Origin of the sequence: Micromonospora sp. NPDC051300 (assembly GCF_044455315.1) — a bacterium.
In the GTDB taxonomy this organism is placed as follows: domain Bacteria; phylum Actinomycetota; class Actinomycetes; order Mycobacteriales; family Micromonosporaceae; genus Micromonospora; species Micromonospora robiginosa.
This window is the reverse complement of the sequence record NZ_JBITEP010000012.1, coordinates 125,189-139,166: the sequence shown is the minus strand read 5'-3', so window position 1 is coordinate 139,166 and position 13,978 is coordinate 125,189. Positions and strand designations below refer to the sequence as shown.

General features: G+C 73.1%; 15 protein-coding genes. 9 read left to right on the top strand and 6 right to left on the bottom strand.

Going from position 1 to position 13,978, the window contains the following annotated elements; all coding sequences use genetic code 11:
- A complete protein-coding gene (locus tag ACIA5A_RS16115; protein ID WP_396762107.1) occupies nt 1-504 on the bottom strand; it encodes a GbsR/MarR family transcriptional regulator in 504 nt (167 codons plus the stop codon).
- A 74-nt stretch (nt 505-578) separates the two neighbouring features.
- Here ACIA5A_RS16115 and ACIA5A_RS16110 point away from each other — a divergent pair, with 74 nt between their 5' ends.
- The gene (locus tag ACIA5A_RS16110; protein WP_396762104.1) at nt 579-1,481 is read left to right on the top strand and encodes an ATP-binding cassette domain-containing protein; all 903 of its coding nucleotides are present in this window, start codon (nt 579-581) and stop codon (nt 1,479-1,481) included.
- On the top strand, nt 1,478-3,070 hold the full coding sequence (locus ACIA5A_RS16105; RefSeq protein WP_396762101.1) for an ABC transporter permease: 1,593 nt from the start codon (nt 1,478-1,480) through the stop codon (nt 3,068-3,070). The genes ACIA5A_RS16110 and ACIA5A_RS16105 overlap by 4 nt, the downstream gene beginning before the upstream one ends.
- A gap of 111 nt (nt 3,071-3,181) precedes the next feature.
- On the opposite strand, the gene ACIA5A_RS16100 is transcribed toward ACIA5A_RS16105, so the two are convergent.
- Complete coding sequence (locus tag ACIA5A_RS16100) at nt 3,182-3,499, bottom strand: STAS domain-containing protein (RefSeq protein ID WP_091062954.1); 318 nt, start codon at nt 3,497-3,499, stop codon at nt 3,182-3,184.
- Between the two features lie 148 nt (nt 3,500-3,647).
- Here ACIA5A_RS16100 and hemL point away from each other — a divergent pair, with 148 nt between their 5' ends.
- Genes hemL through ccsB form a run of 6 tightly spaced genes read left to right on the top strand, consistent with a single transcriptional unit; the run spans nt 3,648 to nt 9,663 of the window.
- Nucleotides 3,648-4,985: a glutamate-1-semialdehyde 2,1-aminomutase gene (hemL, locus tag ACIA5A_RS16095; protein WP_396762097.1), complete on the top strand. Its 1,338-nt coding sequence runs from the start codon at nt 3,648-3,650 to the stop codon at nt 4,983-4,985.
- Between the two features lie 2 nt (nt 4,986-4,987).
- The gene (locus tag ACIA5A_RS16090) at nt 4,988-5,635 is read left to right on the top strand and encodes a histidine phosphatase family protein (protein ID WP_181571260.1); all 648 of its coding nucleotides are present in this window, start codon (nt 4,988-4,990) and stop codon (nt 5,633-5,635) included.
- Nucleotides 5,635-6,213: a TlpA family protein disulfide reductase gene (locus ACIA5A_RS16085; protein WP_396762094.1), complete on the top strand. Its 579-nt coding sequence runs from the start codon at nt 5,635-5,637 to the stop codon at nt 6,211-6,213. The genes ACIA5A_RS16090 and ACIA5A_RS16085 overlap by 1 nt, the downstream gene beginning before the upstream one ends.
- Nucleotides 6,213-7,067 (top strand): cytochrome c biogenesis CcdA family protein, encoded by an 855-nt coding sequence (locus tag ACIA5A_RS16080; protein ID WP_396762091.1) that lies wholly within the window; start codon nt 6,213-6,215, stop codon nt 7,065-7,067. The genes ACIA5A_RS16085 and ACIA5A_RS16080 overlap by 1 nt, the downstream gene beginning before the upstream one ends.
- Nucleotides 7,067-8,686, top strand: a complete 1,620-nt coding sequence (locus ACIA5A_RS16075) for a cytochrome c biogenesis protein ResB (RefSeq protein ID WP_396762088.1) — start codon at nt 7,067-7,069, stop codon at nt 8,684-8,686. Before ACIA5A_RS16080 ends, ACIA5A_RS16075 begins: the two co-directional genes overlap by 1 nt.
- Nucleotides 8,686-9,663: a c-type cytochrome biogenesis protein CcsB gene (gene ccsB / locus ACIA5A_RS16070; protein ID WP_396762085.1), complete on the top strand. Its 978-nt coding sequence runs from the start codon at nt 8,686-8,688 to the stop codon at nt 9,661-9,663. The genes ACIA5A_RS16075 and ccsB overlap by 1 nt, the downstream gene beginning before the upstream one ends.
- Nucleotides 9,664-9,703: 40 nt before the next feature.
- On the opposite strand, the gene ACIA5A_RS16065 is transcribed toward ccsB, so the two are convergent.
- The 4 genes from ACIA5A_RS16065 to ACIA5A_RS16050 all read right to left on the bottom strand — a co-directional run bounded on the left by ACIA5A_RS16065 (nt 9,704) and on the right by ACIA5A_RS16050 (nt 13,332).
- The gene (locus tag ACIA5A_RS16065) at nt 9,704-11,068 is read right to left on the bottom strand and encodes a DNRLRE domain-containing protein (RefSeq protein ID WP_396762082.1); all 1,365 of its coding nucleotides are present in this window, start codon (nt 11,066-11,068) and stop codon (nt 9,704-9,706) included.
- Nucleotides 11,069-11,234: 166 nt separating this feature from the next.
- Nucleotides 11,235-12,581, bottom strand: coding sequence for a hypothetical protein (locus ACIA5A_RS16060; RefSeq protein WP_396762080.1), 1,347 nt, complete (start codon nt 12,579-12,581; stop codon nt 11,235-11,237).
- Between the two features lie 50 nt (nt 12,582-12,631).
- Nucleotides 12,632-12,841, bottom strand: a complete 210-nt coding sequence (locus ACIA5A_RS16055) for a hypothetical protein (RefSeq protein WP_396762077.1) — start codon at nt 12,839-12,841, stop codon at nt 12,632-12,634.
- A 20-nt stretch (nt 12,842-12,861) separates the two neighbouring features.
- Nucleotides 12,862-13,332 carry a MarR family winged helix-turn-helix transcriptional regulator gene (locus ACIA5A_RS16050; RefSeq protein ID WP_396762074.1) on the bottom strand — a complete coding sequence of 157 codons (471 nt, stop codon included), beginning with the start codon at nt 13,330-13,332 and terminating at the stop codon, nt 12,862-12,864.
- Nucleotides 13,333-13,395: 63 nt separating this feature from the next.
- On the opposite strand from ACIA5A_RS16050, the gene ACIA5A_RS16045 reads away from it, so the two are divergent.
- The gene (locus tag ACIA5A_RS16045; RefSeq protein WP_396762071.1) at nt 13,396-13,950 is read left to right on the top strand and encodes a carboxymuconolactone decarboxylase family protein; all 555 of its coding nucleotides are present in this window, start codon (nt 13,396-13,398) and stop codon (nt 13,948-13,950) included.
- Nucleotides 13,951-13,978 lie beyond the last annotated feature (28 nt).

Genomic DNA, 13,978 nt, shown 5'->3' with positions numbered 1-13,978 from the left:
TCAACCCGCGGCCGGACCGCCGTGCCCGGACGCCGCGCGCCGGGCCCGCCAGCGGTCGCCGAGCGACTCCACCTCCTCCTGTACGAAGAGGAAGAAGTCCCGCATCTCGGCGACCCGTTCGCCGGCCGGCGTGTTCCGGCCGTGCAGCGCGTCGACGCCGCCGCCGGCGATGTCGATGAAGTTCTTGTAGAGGCTGGTCTTGGTGATGGTGGCCTCGTACCAGGGGTTGTCCGGCATCCGGTAGCGGTCGCGCCGGGAGCCCTTGACCGGCTCACGGACCAGCATGGCGAACTGGGTGAGGTAGCGCACCGCGCCGGACACGGCGGCCGCGCTGACGCCCAGCCGCTCGCCGATCTCGCTCGCGGTGAGCGGCTCGTCGGCGCTCATCACGGCGAACAGGACCCGGGCGGCCATCCGGGGGAAGCCCACGTCGGCGAAGGCCATCGCCATCCGCTCGACGAAGAGGTGGACCTCCTCCTCGTCGCGGTGACTCGGCTCGTTCATGGTCGGCTCCTCGACACTCACCCCGTGACCCTACAGTCTTCACAAATTTATGAAACGAGCGTAACTTCTGAAGCATGGAAACGGCAATTGAGGTGTCCGGCCTGGTCAAGACGTTCGGCCACACCCGGGCGCTCGACGGGCTCGACCTGACCGTCCGCACCGGCGAGGTGCACGGCTTCCTCGGCCCCAACGGGTCCGGCAAGTCCACCACCATCCGGGTGCTGCTCGGCCTGCTGCGGGCGGACGCGGGGGCCGTCCGACTGCTCGGCGGCGACCCCTGGCGGGACGCCGTCGCGCTGCACCGCAGGCTCGCGTACGTGTCCGGCGACGTCACGCTCTGGCCCAACCTCAGCGGCGGCGAGGTGATCGACCTGCTCGGGCGGCTGCGCGGCGGGCTCGACCCGAAGCGCCGCGCCGAACTGCTGGAGTCCTTCGAGCTGGACCCGCGCAAGAAGGGCCGCATCTACTCCAAGGGCAACCGGCAGAAAGTCGGCCTGGTGGCCGCGCTCGCCTCCGACGTCGAGCTGCTCATCCTCGACGAGCCGACCTCCGGGCTCGACCCGCTGATGGAGGAGGTCTTCCAGCACTGGGTCCGGCGGGCCCGCCACGACGGCCGCACCGTGCTGCTCTCCAGCCACATCCTGGCCGAGGTGGAGGCGCTCTGCGACCGGGTGACGATCATCCGGGCCGGCCGGGCGGTCGAGTCCGGCACCCTCGGCGACCTGCGCCACCTGCACCGCACCGCGATCGACGCCGAGGTCACCGCGCCGCTCGACGGGCTGGCCGACCTGCCCGGCGTGCACGACCTGCGGGTCGACGGGCACCGGGTCCGCTTCGACGTGGACGCCGCCGCGCTCGACGCCGCGCTGCGTCGCCTCACCGAGCTGGGCGTCCGCAGCCTGGTCAGCACCCCGCCGACGCTGGAGGAGCTGTTCCTGCGGCACTACGAGGCGGCTCCGGAAGAGGTGGTCTCATGAGCACGCTCACCGGGGCCCGGCACCTGGCCCGGCTGATCCTGCGCCGCGACCGCGTCCTGCTGCCGATCTGGGTGCTGGTCCTCGCCCTCCTGCCGGTGTCCTACGCGGCCAGCTTCTTCGAGCTGTTCCCCACCGCCGCCGAGCGGGCCGCGTACACCGAGGGGACCGCCCGCAACCCGTCCATCGTCGCGCTGCTGGGTCCGGTCTACGGCGACAGCGTCGGCGCGCTGACCGCCCAGCGCAGCGGCTTCCTCCTGGTGATCGTGGCGCTGGCCAACCTGCTCACCGTGATCCGGCACACCCGCACCGAGGAGGAGGCGGGCCGGCGGGAACTGCTCGGCGGCAGCGTGCTCGGCCGGTACGCCGGGCTGACCGCCGCGCTGCTCGTCGCGTACGTGGCCGACGTGCTGCTCGGCCTGGTCACCGCGGTCGGGCTGCACGCCACCGGCCTGTCGGCCACCGGCTCGTCCGCGTACGGCCTCGCCGCCGCGCTGACCGGGATGGTCTTCGCCACGCTCGGCGGGCTGGCCGCACAGCTCACCGAGACCGCGGGCGGGGCGCGGGGGATCGGCATCGCCGGACTCGGCGTCGCGTTCGGGCTGCGCCTGGTCGGTGACACCGCCGGTCACGACTGGCCGAGCTGGTTCTCCCCGCTGGGCTGGGCGGCCCGGGTGCGGGCGTACGAGGGGGAGCGGTGGTGGGTGCTGCTGCTGCCGCTGGCCGCCACGGTGCTGCTCGCGGCGGTCGCGTACCCGGTTTCGGTCCGCCGCGACCTGGGCGCGGGGGTGCTGCCGCCCCGGCTCGGTCCGGCCACCGCCGGCGGCGCCCTGTCCGGGCCCTTCGGCCTGGCCTGGCGGCTGCACCGGGGGCAGCTCCTCTGGTGGTCGGTCGGGTTCGGCCTGCTCGGGCTGATCCTCGGCGGCGCGGCCGAGGCGGCCGGCCGCTCGGTGGAGGGGAACCCGCAGTTGGAGCAGATCATGGACCGGATCGGCGGGGCCTCCGGGCTGGCCGACGCCTACCTGGGCGCCACGCTGAGCCTGGCCGGGCTGGCCGCGGCCGGGTACGGCATCCAGGCCGCGCTGCGGATGCGCGCCGAGGAGTCCGCCGGCCGGGCCGAGCCGGTGCTGGCCACCGGCACGCGCCGGTCCACCTGGCTGCTCTCGCACGTGGTCTTCGCGCTGCTCGGCCCGGTCGTGGTGCTCGCCGTGACCGGTCTGACCACCGGCCTGACCTACGGGTTGAGCGTGGGCGACGTGCCCCGGCAGGTGGGCCGGATGGTGGGTGCGGGCCTGGCGCAGGTGCCTGCCGCCTGGGTGTTGGCCGGGCTCGCCGTGCTGCTGCACGGCCTGCTGCCCCGGCTGGCCTCGGCCGTGTGGGCGGTGCTGGCGGTCTGCGTGCTGCTCGGTCAGCTCGGCGCGGTGCTGGAGCTGGACCAGTGGTTGCTGGACCTGTCCCCGTTCACGCACACCCCGCAGGTCCTGCGGGACACCTGGAGCCCGACCCCGGTGTTCCTGCTGACCGCCCTGGCCGCGGCCCTGACCGCCGCCGGCCTGCTCACCTTCCGCCGCCGCGACCTCCCCGTCCCCTGACCTCGCCCCCGACCTCGTTGATCTTGCACTTTCTGCCCCGGCGAACGGGACATGTCACCCGTTTCGGGGGCCGAAAGTGCAAGATCGCGGGGGAGGTGACCCGCGCGGGGGTCAGCGGATCATCAGGGCGCTGCGGAGGCCGGTGATGTCGAGGACGCGGATCAGGAAGTCGCCGACGTTGCTCAGCATGAGCACGCACTGCATGTGGCTGGCCTTGCGGCTGAGCACCACGAGCGTGCCGAGGCCCTGCGAGTCGCAGAAGGTGACGCCGCCCAGGTCGAGCACGATGCGCGGCGGCGGATCCGCCAGCACCTCGTTGACCACCGTCGAGAGCTGGGCGGCCGTGAGCATGTCGATCTCACCGGCCAGGCGAAGCACGGCTTCGTCACCCGTCCGGTGCACGGTGATGGACAGTTCGGCACGATCCACCCGGTCAGCCTATCGCGATCTCGACCGACGGGCCTGTCGAGCGGGGCGTGGCCGGCGTACCCGCCGGCTCGACGAGGGGTGAGCCCGGTAACCCCGGTCGCGGGGTGGCTGCCGACCGGCCGGCCGGCGCTGACACAATGGCGGCATCGTGACCGAGACCCTTTCCGCCGGATCCGGCCGCTACCCGGCCGACGCTCCGGCCTCCGAGGCCCTGTTCGACCGCGCCAAGGCACTCGTGCCCGGCGGGGTGAACTCCCCCGTGCGCGCGTTCCGCGCCGTCGGCGGCACCCCGCGCTTCATGGTCCGGGGCGAGGGCCCCTGGCTGTTCGACGCCGACGGCCGCCGCTACGTCGACCTGGTCTGCTCCTGGGGCCCGCTGATCCTCGGCCACGCCCACCCGGCCGTGGTGGAGGCGCTGCGCGAGGCCGCCGCGCTCGGCACCAGCTTCGGCACGCCCACCCCGGGCGAGGTCGACCTGGCCGAGGAGATCGTCGCGCGGACGCCTGTGGAGCAGGTACGCCTGGTCAACTCGGGCACCGAGGCGACCATGTCGGCGATCCGGCTGGCCCGCGGGTTCACCGGCCGCGCCAAGATCGTCAAGTTCGCCGGCTGCTACCACGGCCACTCCGACGCGCTGCTCGCCGCCGCCGGCTCCGGCGTGGCCACATTCGGCCTGCCCGACTCGCCGGGCGTGACCGGTGCGGCGGCCGGGGACACGATCGTGCTGCCGTACAACGACCTGCGGGCGGTGGAGGAGGCGTTCGCCGCCGAGGGGCCGCACATCGCCGCGATCATCACCGAGGCAGCGGCCGGCAACATGGGCGTGATCGCGCCCCGCGACGGCTTCAACGCCGACCTGGCCCGGATCGCGCACGCGCACGGCGCGCTGCTGATCGTCGACGAGGTGATGACCGGGTTCCGGGTCTCCCGCGCCGGCTGGCACGGCCTCGACCCCTCCGACGCCGACCTGTGGACGTACGGGAAGGTCATGGGCGGTGGCCTGCCCGCGGCGGCGTTCGGCGGGCGGGCGGAGATCATGGCGAGGCTGGCCCCGGCCGGCCCGGTCTACCAGGCCGGCACGCTCTCGGGTAACCCGCTGGCCTGCGCGGCCGGGCTGGCCACGCTGAAGCTTGCCGACGACGCGCTCTACCGGCGCCTGGACGAGACCGCCGCCGCGCTGGGCAAGCTCGTCACCGAGGAGCTGACCACGGCCGGCGTGCCGCACCGCCTCTCCACCGCCGGCAGCATGTTCTCGGTCTTCTTCACCGACGCCGACGTGCGCGACTACGACAGCGCCCGCACCCAGCAGGTGCCGGCGTTCAAGGCGTTCTTCCACGCGATGCTCGCCGCCGGCGTCTACCTGCCGCCGAGCGCGTTCGAGTCGTGGTTCGTCTCGGCGGCGATCGACGACGCCGCGTGGGAGCAGATCGCCGCCGCCCTGCCGGTGGCGGCGCGGGCGGCGGCAGCGGCCGGACACGGGGGGTAACTATGGCGGAGACGGTGGTCCACGTGCTGCGGCACGGCGAGGTGCACAACCCGGACGGCATCCTCTACGGCCGCCTGCCCGGTTTCCGCCTCTCCGAGCTGGGCGTGCAGATGGCCAAGGCGGCCGCGCAGGCGCTCGCCGAGCGCACCGTCGTGCACGTGGTGGCCAGCCCGCTGGAGCGCGCCCAGCAGACCGCCGAGCCGATCGCGGCGCAGTTCGGCCTCTCCGTCGGCGTCGACGAGCGGCTGATCGAGAGCGCGAACTGGTTCGAGGGCAAGAAGGTCTCGCCGGGCGACGGCTCGTTCCGCGACCCGCGCAACTGGTGGGTGCTGCGCGACCCGGTCACCCCGTCGTGGGGCGAGGCTTATCAGGTGATCGCGGAGCGGATGTTCGCCGCGCTGCACGCCGCCCGGGTCGCCGCCGAGGGGCGTGAGGCGGTGCTCGTCTCGCACCAGCTCCCGATCTGGACGCTGCGCCGGCACGTCGAGCGCAAGCGGCTCTGGCACGACCCGCGCCGCCGCCAGTGCGGCCTGGCCAGCCTCACCTCGTTCCACTTCGACGGCGCCAAGATCGCCGGCATCGGCTACTCCGAGCCGGCCGCCCACCTGATCGCGATCTCGCCGACCGCCCGGACGGCCAAGGGGGCCTGATGCTCACCCGGAGGCTCGCCGCCGCCCTGCTCGCCGCCGTCACCGCCGGTACGGCGCTCGTCGGCTGCACCTCCGGCAGCGACGAGAGCCGGTGCGACGCCGACGGCCTCACCGTGACCTGCGCCCCGGACCAGCGGGCCAAGACGCCCACGGTGAGCGGTGAGCTGCTCGGCGGCGGCAGCTACGACATCGCCCGCGACCGCGGTCAGGTCGTCGTGGTCAACTTCTGGGGTTCCTGGTGCGCGCCCTGCCGGGCCGAGGCGGACGACCTGGAGGCCACCTACCAGGCCACCAAGGGCGACGGCGTCACGTTCCTCGGCATCAACGTGCAGGACAGCAAGGACAAGGCGGCCGCCTTCGAGGCGAGCTACGGGGTCACCTACCCGAGCCTGTTCGACCCGGCCAGCCGTCAGGCTCTCAACTTCGACATCCCGCCCAACTCCACCCCGGCGACTGTGGTGCTCGACCGGGACGGCCGGGTCGCGGTGGTGATCCGCCGCGCGGTGACCCAGGACGAGCTGCGGCCGATCGTGGCGAAGGTCGCCGCCGAGAAGCCGGCGCCGAACGGCTCCCGCTGATGGGTGAGACGTTCGCCCGACTCGCCTCGTCCGGGCCGTTGCTGTTTGCGGTGGGCGCGGCGGCGCTGGCCGGCCTGGTCAGCTTCCTCTCCCCGTGCGTGCTCCCCCTGATGCCCGGCTACCTCTCCTACGTCACCGGCCTGGCCGGCGCCGACCTGGAGGGTGCAAGGAAGGGCCCCCGGTTAACGCCTCCGGCAGAGGAAGGGCCCCCTGTTAACACCACCGGCGGCGGCGTCGCCGTGGCCGAGCGCGCGCCGGCGCGGACCACCGCCGCGGTCAAGGGACGGGTGCTGGCCGGCACGCTGCTGTTCATCGCCGGCTTCACCGCCGTGTTCGTGTCCACCGCGATCCTCTTCTCCGGCGTCGGCAAGCTCTTCTTCCGCTACGAGCGCACGCTGGAGATCGTCATCGGCGCGCTGGTGGTGGTGCTCGGCCTCGGCTACCTGGGTGTCGTCCCCGGGATGCAGCGCGAGTTCCGCATCCGGTGGCTGCCGTCGGCCGGCCTGCTCGGCGCGCCGGTGCTCGGCGCGGTCTTCGCGTTGAGTTGGCTTCCCTGCACCGGGCCAACGCTCGGCGCGGTGATCGGGCTGGCGACCACCGAGGGCAGCGCCGGCCGGGCCGTGGTGCTCGCCGTGGCGTACTGCCTCGGGCTGGGGCTACCGTTCGTCGTCTTCGGGCTGGGCTTCCAGCGCCTGCTCGGGGTGTTCCGCGCCGTCCGGCGCAACAGCCGCTGGGTCACCCGCGTCGGCGGCGCCCTGCTGATCCTGATCGGCCTCGCGCTGGTCACCGGCGGCTGGCAGAACGTGGTGATCTGGTTGCAGACGCACGTGGGCGTGGGCGAGGTGAGCATCTGATGACGACCGTGGACGACCGGCCGGCCACCCCGCCGGCCGAGGCGCCCCGCCGCCGGGTCAACCCGGTGCTGGCGCTGCTGCGCAACTCGTGGCGGCAGCTCACCAGCATGCGTACCGCGCTGGTCCTGCTGTTCCTGCTCGCGGTCGCCGCCATCCCCGGCTCGGTGCTGCCGCAGCGCGGGGTCAACCCGGAGAAGGTCGACAAGTGGTTCGTCGACCACCCCGACCTGGCCCCCCGGTTGGACCAGATCGGCGCGTTCGCGGTCTTCGGCTCGGTCTGGTTCTCCGCGATCTACCTGCTGCTGTTCACCTCGCTGATCGGCTGCATCCTGCCCCGTACCCGGGATCATGTTCGGGCGCTTCGGATGCGGCCACCGGCCGCGCCGAAGCGGCTCGACCGGCTGCCGCAGCACGCCGCGCTGGAGGCCCCGGCCGCCGCCGACCCGGAGGCGATCGCCGCGGTGCTGCGTCGTCGCCGGTGGCGGGTCACCGTCCGGGGCAACGAGGTCTCCGCCGAGAAGGGCTATCTCAAGGAGACCGGCAACCTGCTCTTCCACACGTCGCTGATCGCCGTCCTGCTCGGGGTCGCGGCCGGTTCCTGGTACGGCTGGCACGGCAACCGCATCCTGGTCGCGGGCGCGGACAACGCGTTCTGCAACACCCGCCAGCAGTACGCGGAGGCGTCGCTCGGCCCGCGGGTGGACAGCGCCGACCTGCCGCCGTTCTGCCTGACGCTGGAGAAGTTCGAGGCCGACTACCTGGACTCGGGCCAGGCGTCCCGCTTCTGGGCCACCGTCGGCGTGGACACGCCGGGCGACGCGCCCCGGTCCGCCGGCTTCTCGGTCAACTCGCCGCTGCGGCTCGACGGCGCCAACGTCTACCTGCTCGGCAACGGCTACGCGCCGGTGCTGAAGTACACCGACCGCTACGGCAAGAGCCAGACCAGCGACGACCCGTTCCTGCGCACCGGCGACCCGAACGCGACCGAGGAGGGCGTGGCGCTCTTCCCGGACGCCAACGTCGATCCGAAGACCGGCAAGCGGGTCGCGGACCAGCAGGTCGCGTTCGACGGGCTCTACCTGCCCACCGCCGGTGACCAGCCGCCGTACGTGGCGTCGCAGTTCCCGGCCGAGCGGAACCCGGCGCTGAACCTGACCGCCTACCGGGGCAACCTCGGCCTGGACGCCGGCATCCCCGGCTCGGTCTACCAGCTCGACCAGCGGCAGGTCGACAACGGCAAGCTCAAGCAGGTCGGCACGAAGCTGCTCCGGCCCGGCGAGACGTGGACCCTGGACGACGGCAGCACGCTGGAGTTCGTCGGCACCCGGCCGTACGTCACGCTCGCGGTGCGGCACGCGCCCGGGCAGACGCTGCTCCTGGTGGCCAGCGGCACGCTGCTGCTGGGCCTGATGGGTTCGCTGTTCGCCCGCCGTCGCCGGGTCTGGTTCCGGGTTTCGCCCCCCGAGGGTGGATCTCCGACGAGCGGTAGTAGCTTGGTGGAGGCCGGTGGGCTGCCGCGCACCGAGCACCCAGGGTTCGCCGACGAGTTCGCGCAGCTCGTCGCCGCGGTCAGCGGCGACGCGCCGGACCGGAAGCGGGCGCGAGAAGGAGACGAGTGATGTCCGCACTCTCCGACCAGTTGGTCACGTTCGCGATCCTGGCGTACCTGATCGCGATGATCAGCCACGCCGTGGAGTTCGCGCTGGGCAACGCCCGCAAGGGCGCGGTCGCCGCCGCGCCGGCCCGGGAACTGGTCGGCGCGGGCGTCGGCGGCACCGGCGGCCCGGTCGACGCGCCGGCCACCCCGCCCGCGTCGTCGCGTCCCGACCGGTCCGCCGACCGGGCCGTGGTGGCCGGGCGGATCGCCGCCTGGCTCACCGTGCTCGCCGCCGCGCTGCACCTGGGCGCGGTGGTCACCCGGGGCGTCGCCGCGGAGCGGATGCCCTGGGGCAACATGTACGAGTTCGTGCTGACGGTCACCTGGATCGGGGTGGCCGCGTGGCTCGTGGTGCTCTGGAAGCAGCCGTCACTGCGTCGGCTCGGCCTGTTCCTGACCCTGGTGATGGTGCTGCTGCTCGCGTTCGCCGAGCTGAAGCTCTATGTGCAGGTCGTGCCGCTGATGCCGGCGCTGCAGTCGTACTGGTTCATCATTCACGTGTCAACGATCATCTTCTCCTCGGGCATCTTCCTGCTGGGCGTGGTGCCCGCCGCCGCCTACCTGATGCGGGCCGGCTGGGAGCAGGGGCGGCGCAGCTTCCCGTACACCCTGGCCCGCCGGCTGCCGGCGGCGGCCGGGCTGGAGCGGTTGACCTTCACGTTGCACGCCTTCGCGTTCCCGATCTTCACGTTCGCGGTGATCGCCGGCGCGATCTGGGCGGAGGCCGCCTGGGGTCGCGCCTGGGGCTGGGACCCGAAGGAGACCTGGGCGTTCATCTCCTGGGTGGTCTACGCGGGCTACCTGCACGCCCGGGCCACGCCGAGCGTGAAGCGCAACGTGGCCACCTGGATCGCGGTGGTGGGCTTCCTGACCATGCTGATGAACCTGTTCGGCGTCAACTTCTTCTTCACCGGCCTGCACTCGTACGCCGGGGTGTGAGCCAGCGTACGAGTGCAGGCTGAACGGGTTCCGTCGGCGGTCAGTGGCAGGTGCCCATGCCGGAGTCGGTGAACGTCTTGCCGGCCACCGGGAGGAACTGCCAGGAGTAGGCGTTCGTGGAGAGCGTCAGCTTGAGGACGCCGAACGTGGTGCCGTTCTTGACCTGGCTGTTGGCGGCCGGTTCGGGGAACGACGCCTGGAGCGGGCGACCGCCGGTGCCCACCACGAACTCGCGGATGCCCCGGTCCGGTTCGGCGACGCCCGACGGGTTCTGCGGGGCGAACCGCTCGTACTGGTGGTTGTGGCCGTTGATGACGATCTCCGCGCCGGCGTCGTAGAGCGCCTGGAACAGCGGCCGGACCGCCGTCGACTCGCGGCCCCCGGAGCTGAACAGCGGGTGGTAGTACTGGGCCAGGGTGCAGCGGTTCGGGTGCGCCGCGAGGTCCGCGCGCAGCCACTTCTCCTGCGGGGACCCGGCCTGGCAGCCGCCGATGCGGGAGCAGTTGGTGTTGAGAACGACGATGTGCCAGCCGGCCTTGTCGAACGAGTAGTAGCCCTTCCCGGGTGGCAGCACCGGGCCGAAGTAGTCGAAGGTGGGCTTCGCCGTCGCGGACGAGATGTAGTCGTGGTTGCCGAGGATCGGCTTGGTGCGGCTCTTGAACTGGCCCCAGGTGGGGTCGTAGCAGTCGGCGAGCTGTTGGGCCGTGCCGCTGTCGGTCAGGTCGCCACCGGCCATCACGGTGCCGGGCTCGCGGGCGAGGATCTGTGCGGTCTGCGTGGCGCCGGTGGTGCTGCACGCGGAGATGTCACCGCCGTTGAGCAGGACGTTGTCCCCGGTCTGCGGTGGACCGGTGGTGATGACCAGCATGGGCGCGTAGGTGCCGGACTCCCGGCTGTCGTAGAACGCGCCGTCCGGGTTGGCCGACGAGAGCGAGAACGCGACCAGGCCGTTGCCGGTGACCGCGTCGGTGACGTCCAGCTCGTACCAGGTGTTGGCGTGCACCGTGGCCAGCGATGCGAGCGGACCGCCGACGGACGCCGGCCGGTTGGCGTACGTCAGCGTGCTCTCCGACCAGCCGGTGCCGACCTGCTGCGCGGTGCCGCCGTTCGGGCTGGGGGCGTTCGCGGTGTTCTGCACGTGCAGCCGCAGGCGGGCGGTGGAGACCGGATCGACCAGCCGGGTGACGTTGAACTGCAGGTAGGAGATCCGGGTCGGGGTGGCGCCCACGGCGAGCGAGTTGGTGCCGTTGAAGTTGGCGTTCGGGCTGGACGAGCTGACGTAGCTGTCTGCGGTGGCGGCGAACGGGAAGGTGGTGGTCGCTGCCGCCGCCGGTGGTGCGGCGGTGAGCAACCCGGCGATGAGCGTCAGGGCGGCCAGCCCGGCGTGGAGAGCGTGCCGTTTCATGGGATCTCCGTTCCGGCGGCCTCTCGCTCGTGCCGACCGGGCAGACCGTGCCGCCTCGTCGCGGAGTCCCAGCGAACATGACGCACCGTAATCAAAGCGTCACGACGCGCGCAGGGAGCGTGACGCCCGCCGGGAGCCCTGCGACGTCCGGCGGGCGGTGCGCCACTCAGCCGACGGTGACGACGGCGGTGTCGTTCGCCGGGTCGTCGTCCGGCCCGGGATAGGGGTAGGCGACGCCGACCGAGCCGGGTGCGCCGAGCGGACCGTCGATCCGCAGGTCGACGTCGACCAGGAAGGTGCTCGCGGCCGCGAAGACGCCGTTCGGCAGCGTGCAGAACCAGACCGGTGCGGCGTCCGGGTCTTCCTCGTCGCGGCCGTCCGAGCAGTGCTGCGGAGGCGCGGTCACCACAGTGCCGGCCGGCGGGGTGAAGCGGAACCGGGCGGCGCTGTCGCCGGAGATGGTGCCGTCCGGCACGCCGGGCCCGTCGTTGCGCAGGCCGACCCGGATCCGGACCGTGTCGCCGGGCGCCCCGGCCACCGCCGCACCGACCGCTATCACGTCGTACGAGCCGCGCACGGAGCGGAAGTAGGACTGGCCGAAGGCGGACATGTCGGCGTCGAGCACGTCGACCGTGCCGGTGACCGGGCGCAGCCGCAGCGCCGCGTCGGCCGGGCGGTGCCGCAGCACCACGCCCTCGGGCAGCGGGCCGGCGGTGACCTCGGGCGCGACGCTCTGCACGATGCGCTTGTCGCCGATCGCGGCCGGGCCCACAGTGGTCGGGAAGCCGCCGGGCACCTCGTAGCGCCGGCCGGGGGCCAGCTCGCGGCCGAAGTGGCAGACGACGATCGTGTCGAGTTGGCCGCCGGTGCCGTATCGGCAGTTGCGGTAGGCGGCCGGCTCCAGCCCGACCGGGAAGCGGAACGTGGCCCGCAGGCCGGTCACCGGCTGGTCGCCGGCGCTGACCAGGGTCACCGGCACGGCGAGGTGGTCACCGGCGGCGGTGCCGTCGACGTATTCGTCGACCAGGTCGACCGCGTCCGGCCCGGTGCGCACCGTGACGGTCGCCTGTTGGGCCTCGCCGTCAACGCCGTCGGCGACGATCGACCAGCCGATCGTGCCGGTGGCGCCGTCGGACGCGCCGCCGACCGAGCGGAGCACGATCGGCACGGTGGCGGTGACGGTGCCGAACTCGTCGGTGGTGGCGTCGGGCGGCGCCGGGCAGGTCACCGAGGTGTCGGACGTGCGGTGGCACCAGGTCGGCGTGGTCGCGGTGGCGACACCGGCGAGGCCGCTCAGGTCGAGGGTGACGCGGGGGTTGACGGCGTCGGCGCTGCTGCTGAAAGCGAACGGGGCGGTGCGGGCGGGGGCGGTCGGGCCGCTGACCGTGGTGTCACCGAGCCAGCCGGTGACCCAGCCGGGGCCGGGGTCGGCCATCGCCGGAGCGGGCGACGCGACGGTCAGGCCGAGGACGGCCAGCGCTGCCGCGCCGACCGGGACGCGCAGAGGTTTCATCGATCTCCTTGCACGGAAGAGGGCCGGCGCGATCGGCCGGCGCGCCGATCCTATGGGGAGGGTGTGACCCCGGCGGCCCCGCTCAACACCTCGTCGACGCGCCTGGTGATCTGGTAGGCCACCTCGGGCAGGTCGGCCAGGTCGAGGCGGTCCGCCCGCAGCGCGAACTGGGCGTGCAGCTCGCGGGCCACCGCGTCCCGGATCTCGGTCTGGAGCGGGCTGAGCCCGTCGGGGTCACCCACCACGTACGCGTCGTCCATCGGCCCATCATGGCCCCCGCTCAGGCCCCGAACCAGCCCGGGACGTCGAGGCGGAACACGTCGGCGGGGACCATCCGGCCGAGGTCGTCCTCGATCGCGGTGACCCGGTCGGCGCCGAGCGTGGCCACCCAGCGGTCGCGCAGCTCGTCGAAGACCACCGCTGACCGGTGCAGCCCGTCGTGGCCCCGGGCGGTCATCCGGACCAGCTTGCGGCGCGCGTCGGCGGGGTCGTCCACGCGTTCCAGGTAGCCGAGCGCGACCAGCCGGTCCACCGTCTTGCCGGCGGCCTGCTTGGTGACGCCGAGGCGGTGTCCGAGGTCGGAAGCGGTGGTGCCGGCCGGGCCGACGGCCTGGAGGACGAAGCCGTGGGCCGGGCGCAGCTCGGGGTGCCCGTGCCGGGCCAGCTCGGCGTGCAGGTCGTCGACGAGCGTGCGGAAGCCGGCGAGCAGCAGCAGCGGCAGCGCGAAGCCGGGGCGGTCAGGCGTTGCCATCTTCGACAACCAGGTTTACTGTTTGGACAACCACGTTGACTATCTTACGAGAGGGGACCGCGGATGTCCCGCTTCACCGCGTACGACCCGCAGACCGCGCCCGCCGCCGCCCGGCCGGTCATGGCCGGCGTCCACCGCGCGCTCGGCCACCTGCCCGCCGCAGTCGGCCTGATGGCCGAGTCACCCGAACTGCTCAAAGGATTCCTCGCCGCCAACGCCGCGTTCGAGGCCACCGACCTCGACCCGGTCGCCCGCGAGGTGGTCGTGCTGACCGTCGCCACCCGCAACGGCTGCCACCTCTGCGTCGCCATGCACACCGCCACGCTCACCCGCGGCGGCGCCGCCCCCGAACTGATCGACGCGCTGCGGGCCGGCGAGGCGCTGCCCGATCCCCGGCTGGAGGCACTACGCCGGTTCACCGTCGCCGTGCTCGACCAGCGGGGCGCGGTCGGAGATTCCGAGCTGGACGCGCTCCTCGCCGCCGGCTGGCGGCCGCGGCACGCGCTCGACGTGGTGCTCGGCGTCGGCACGTACACCATCTCCACGTTCGCGAACCGGCTCACCGCCGCGCCGCTCGACGAACCCCTCCAGGAGTACGCCTGGACGCCGTCGGCCTGACGTGAGTCGTCAAGCGGGGCCCTGCCTC

Coding starts and splice junctions, on each gene's coding strand:
- ACIA5A_RS16115 (WP_396762107.1), bottom strand. CDS start 504: ATGAACGAGCCGAGTCACCGCGACGAGGAGGAGGTCCACCTCTTCGTC.
- ACIA5A_RS16110 (WP_396762104.1), top strand. CDS start 579: ATGGAAACGGCAATTGAGGTGTCCGGCCTGGTCAAGACGTTCGGCCAC.
- ACIA5A_RS16105 (WP_396762101.1), top strand. CDS start 1,478: ATGAGCACGCTCACCGGGGCCCGGCACCTGGCCCGGCTGATCCTGCGC.
- ACIA5A_RS16090 (WP_181571260.1), top strand. CDS start 4,988: ATGGCGGAGACGGTGGTCCACGTGCTGCGGCACGGCGAGGTGCACAAC.
- ACIA5A_RS16085 (WP_396762094.1), top strand. CDS start 5,635: ATGCTCACCCGGAGGCTCGCCGCCGCCCTGCTCGCCGCCGTCACCGCC.
- ACIA5A_RS16080 (WP_396762091.1), top strand. CDS start 6,213: ATGGGTGAGACGTTCGCCCGACTCGCCTCGTCCGGGCCGTTGCTGTTT.
- ACIA5A_RS16075 (WP_396762088.1), top strand. CDS start 7,067: ATGACGACCGTGGACGACCGGCCGGCCACCCCGCCGGCCGAGGCGCCC.
- ccsB (WP_396762085.1), top strand. CDS start 8,686: ATGTCCGCACTCTCCGACCAGTTGGTCACGTTCGCGATCCTGGCGTAC.
- ACIA5A_RS16065 (WP_396762082.1), bottom strand. CDS start 11,068: ATGAAACGGCACGCTCTCCACGCCGGGCTGGCCGCCCTGACGCTCATC.
- ACIA5A_RS16060 (WP_396762080.1), bottom strand. CDS start 12,581: ATGAAACCTCTGCGCGTCCCGGTCGGCGCGGCAGCGCTGGCCGTCCTC.
- ACIA5A_RS16055 (WP_396762077.1), bottom strand. CDS start 12,841: ATGGACGACGCGTACGTGGTGGGTGACCCCGACGGGCTCAGCCCGCTC.
- ACIA5A_RS16050 (WP_396762074.1), bottom strand. CDS start 13,332: ATGGCAACGCCTGACCGCCCCGGCTTCGCGCTGCCGCTGCTGCTGCTC.
- ACIA5A_RS16045 (WP_396762071.1), top strand. CDS start 13,396: ATGTCCCGCTTCACCGCGTACGACCCGCAGACCGCGCCCGCCGCCGCC.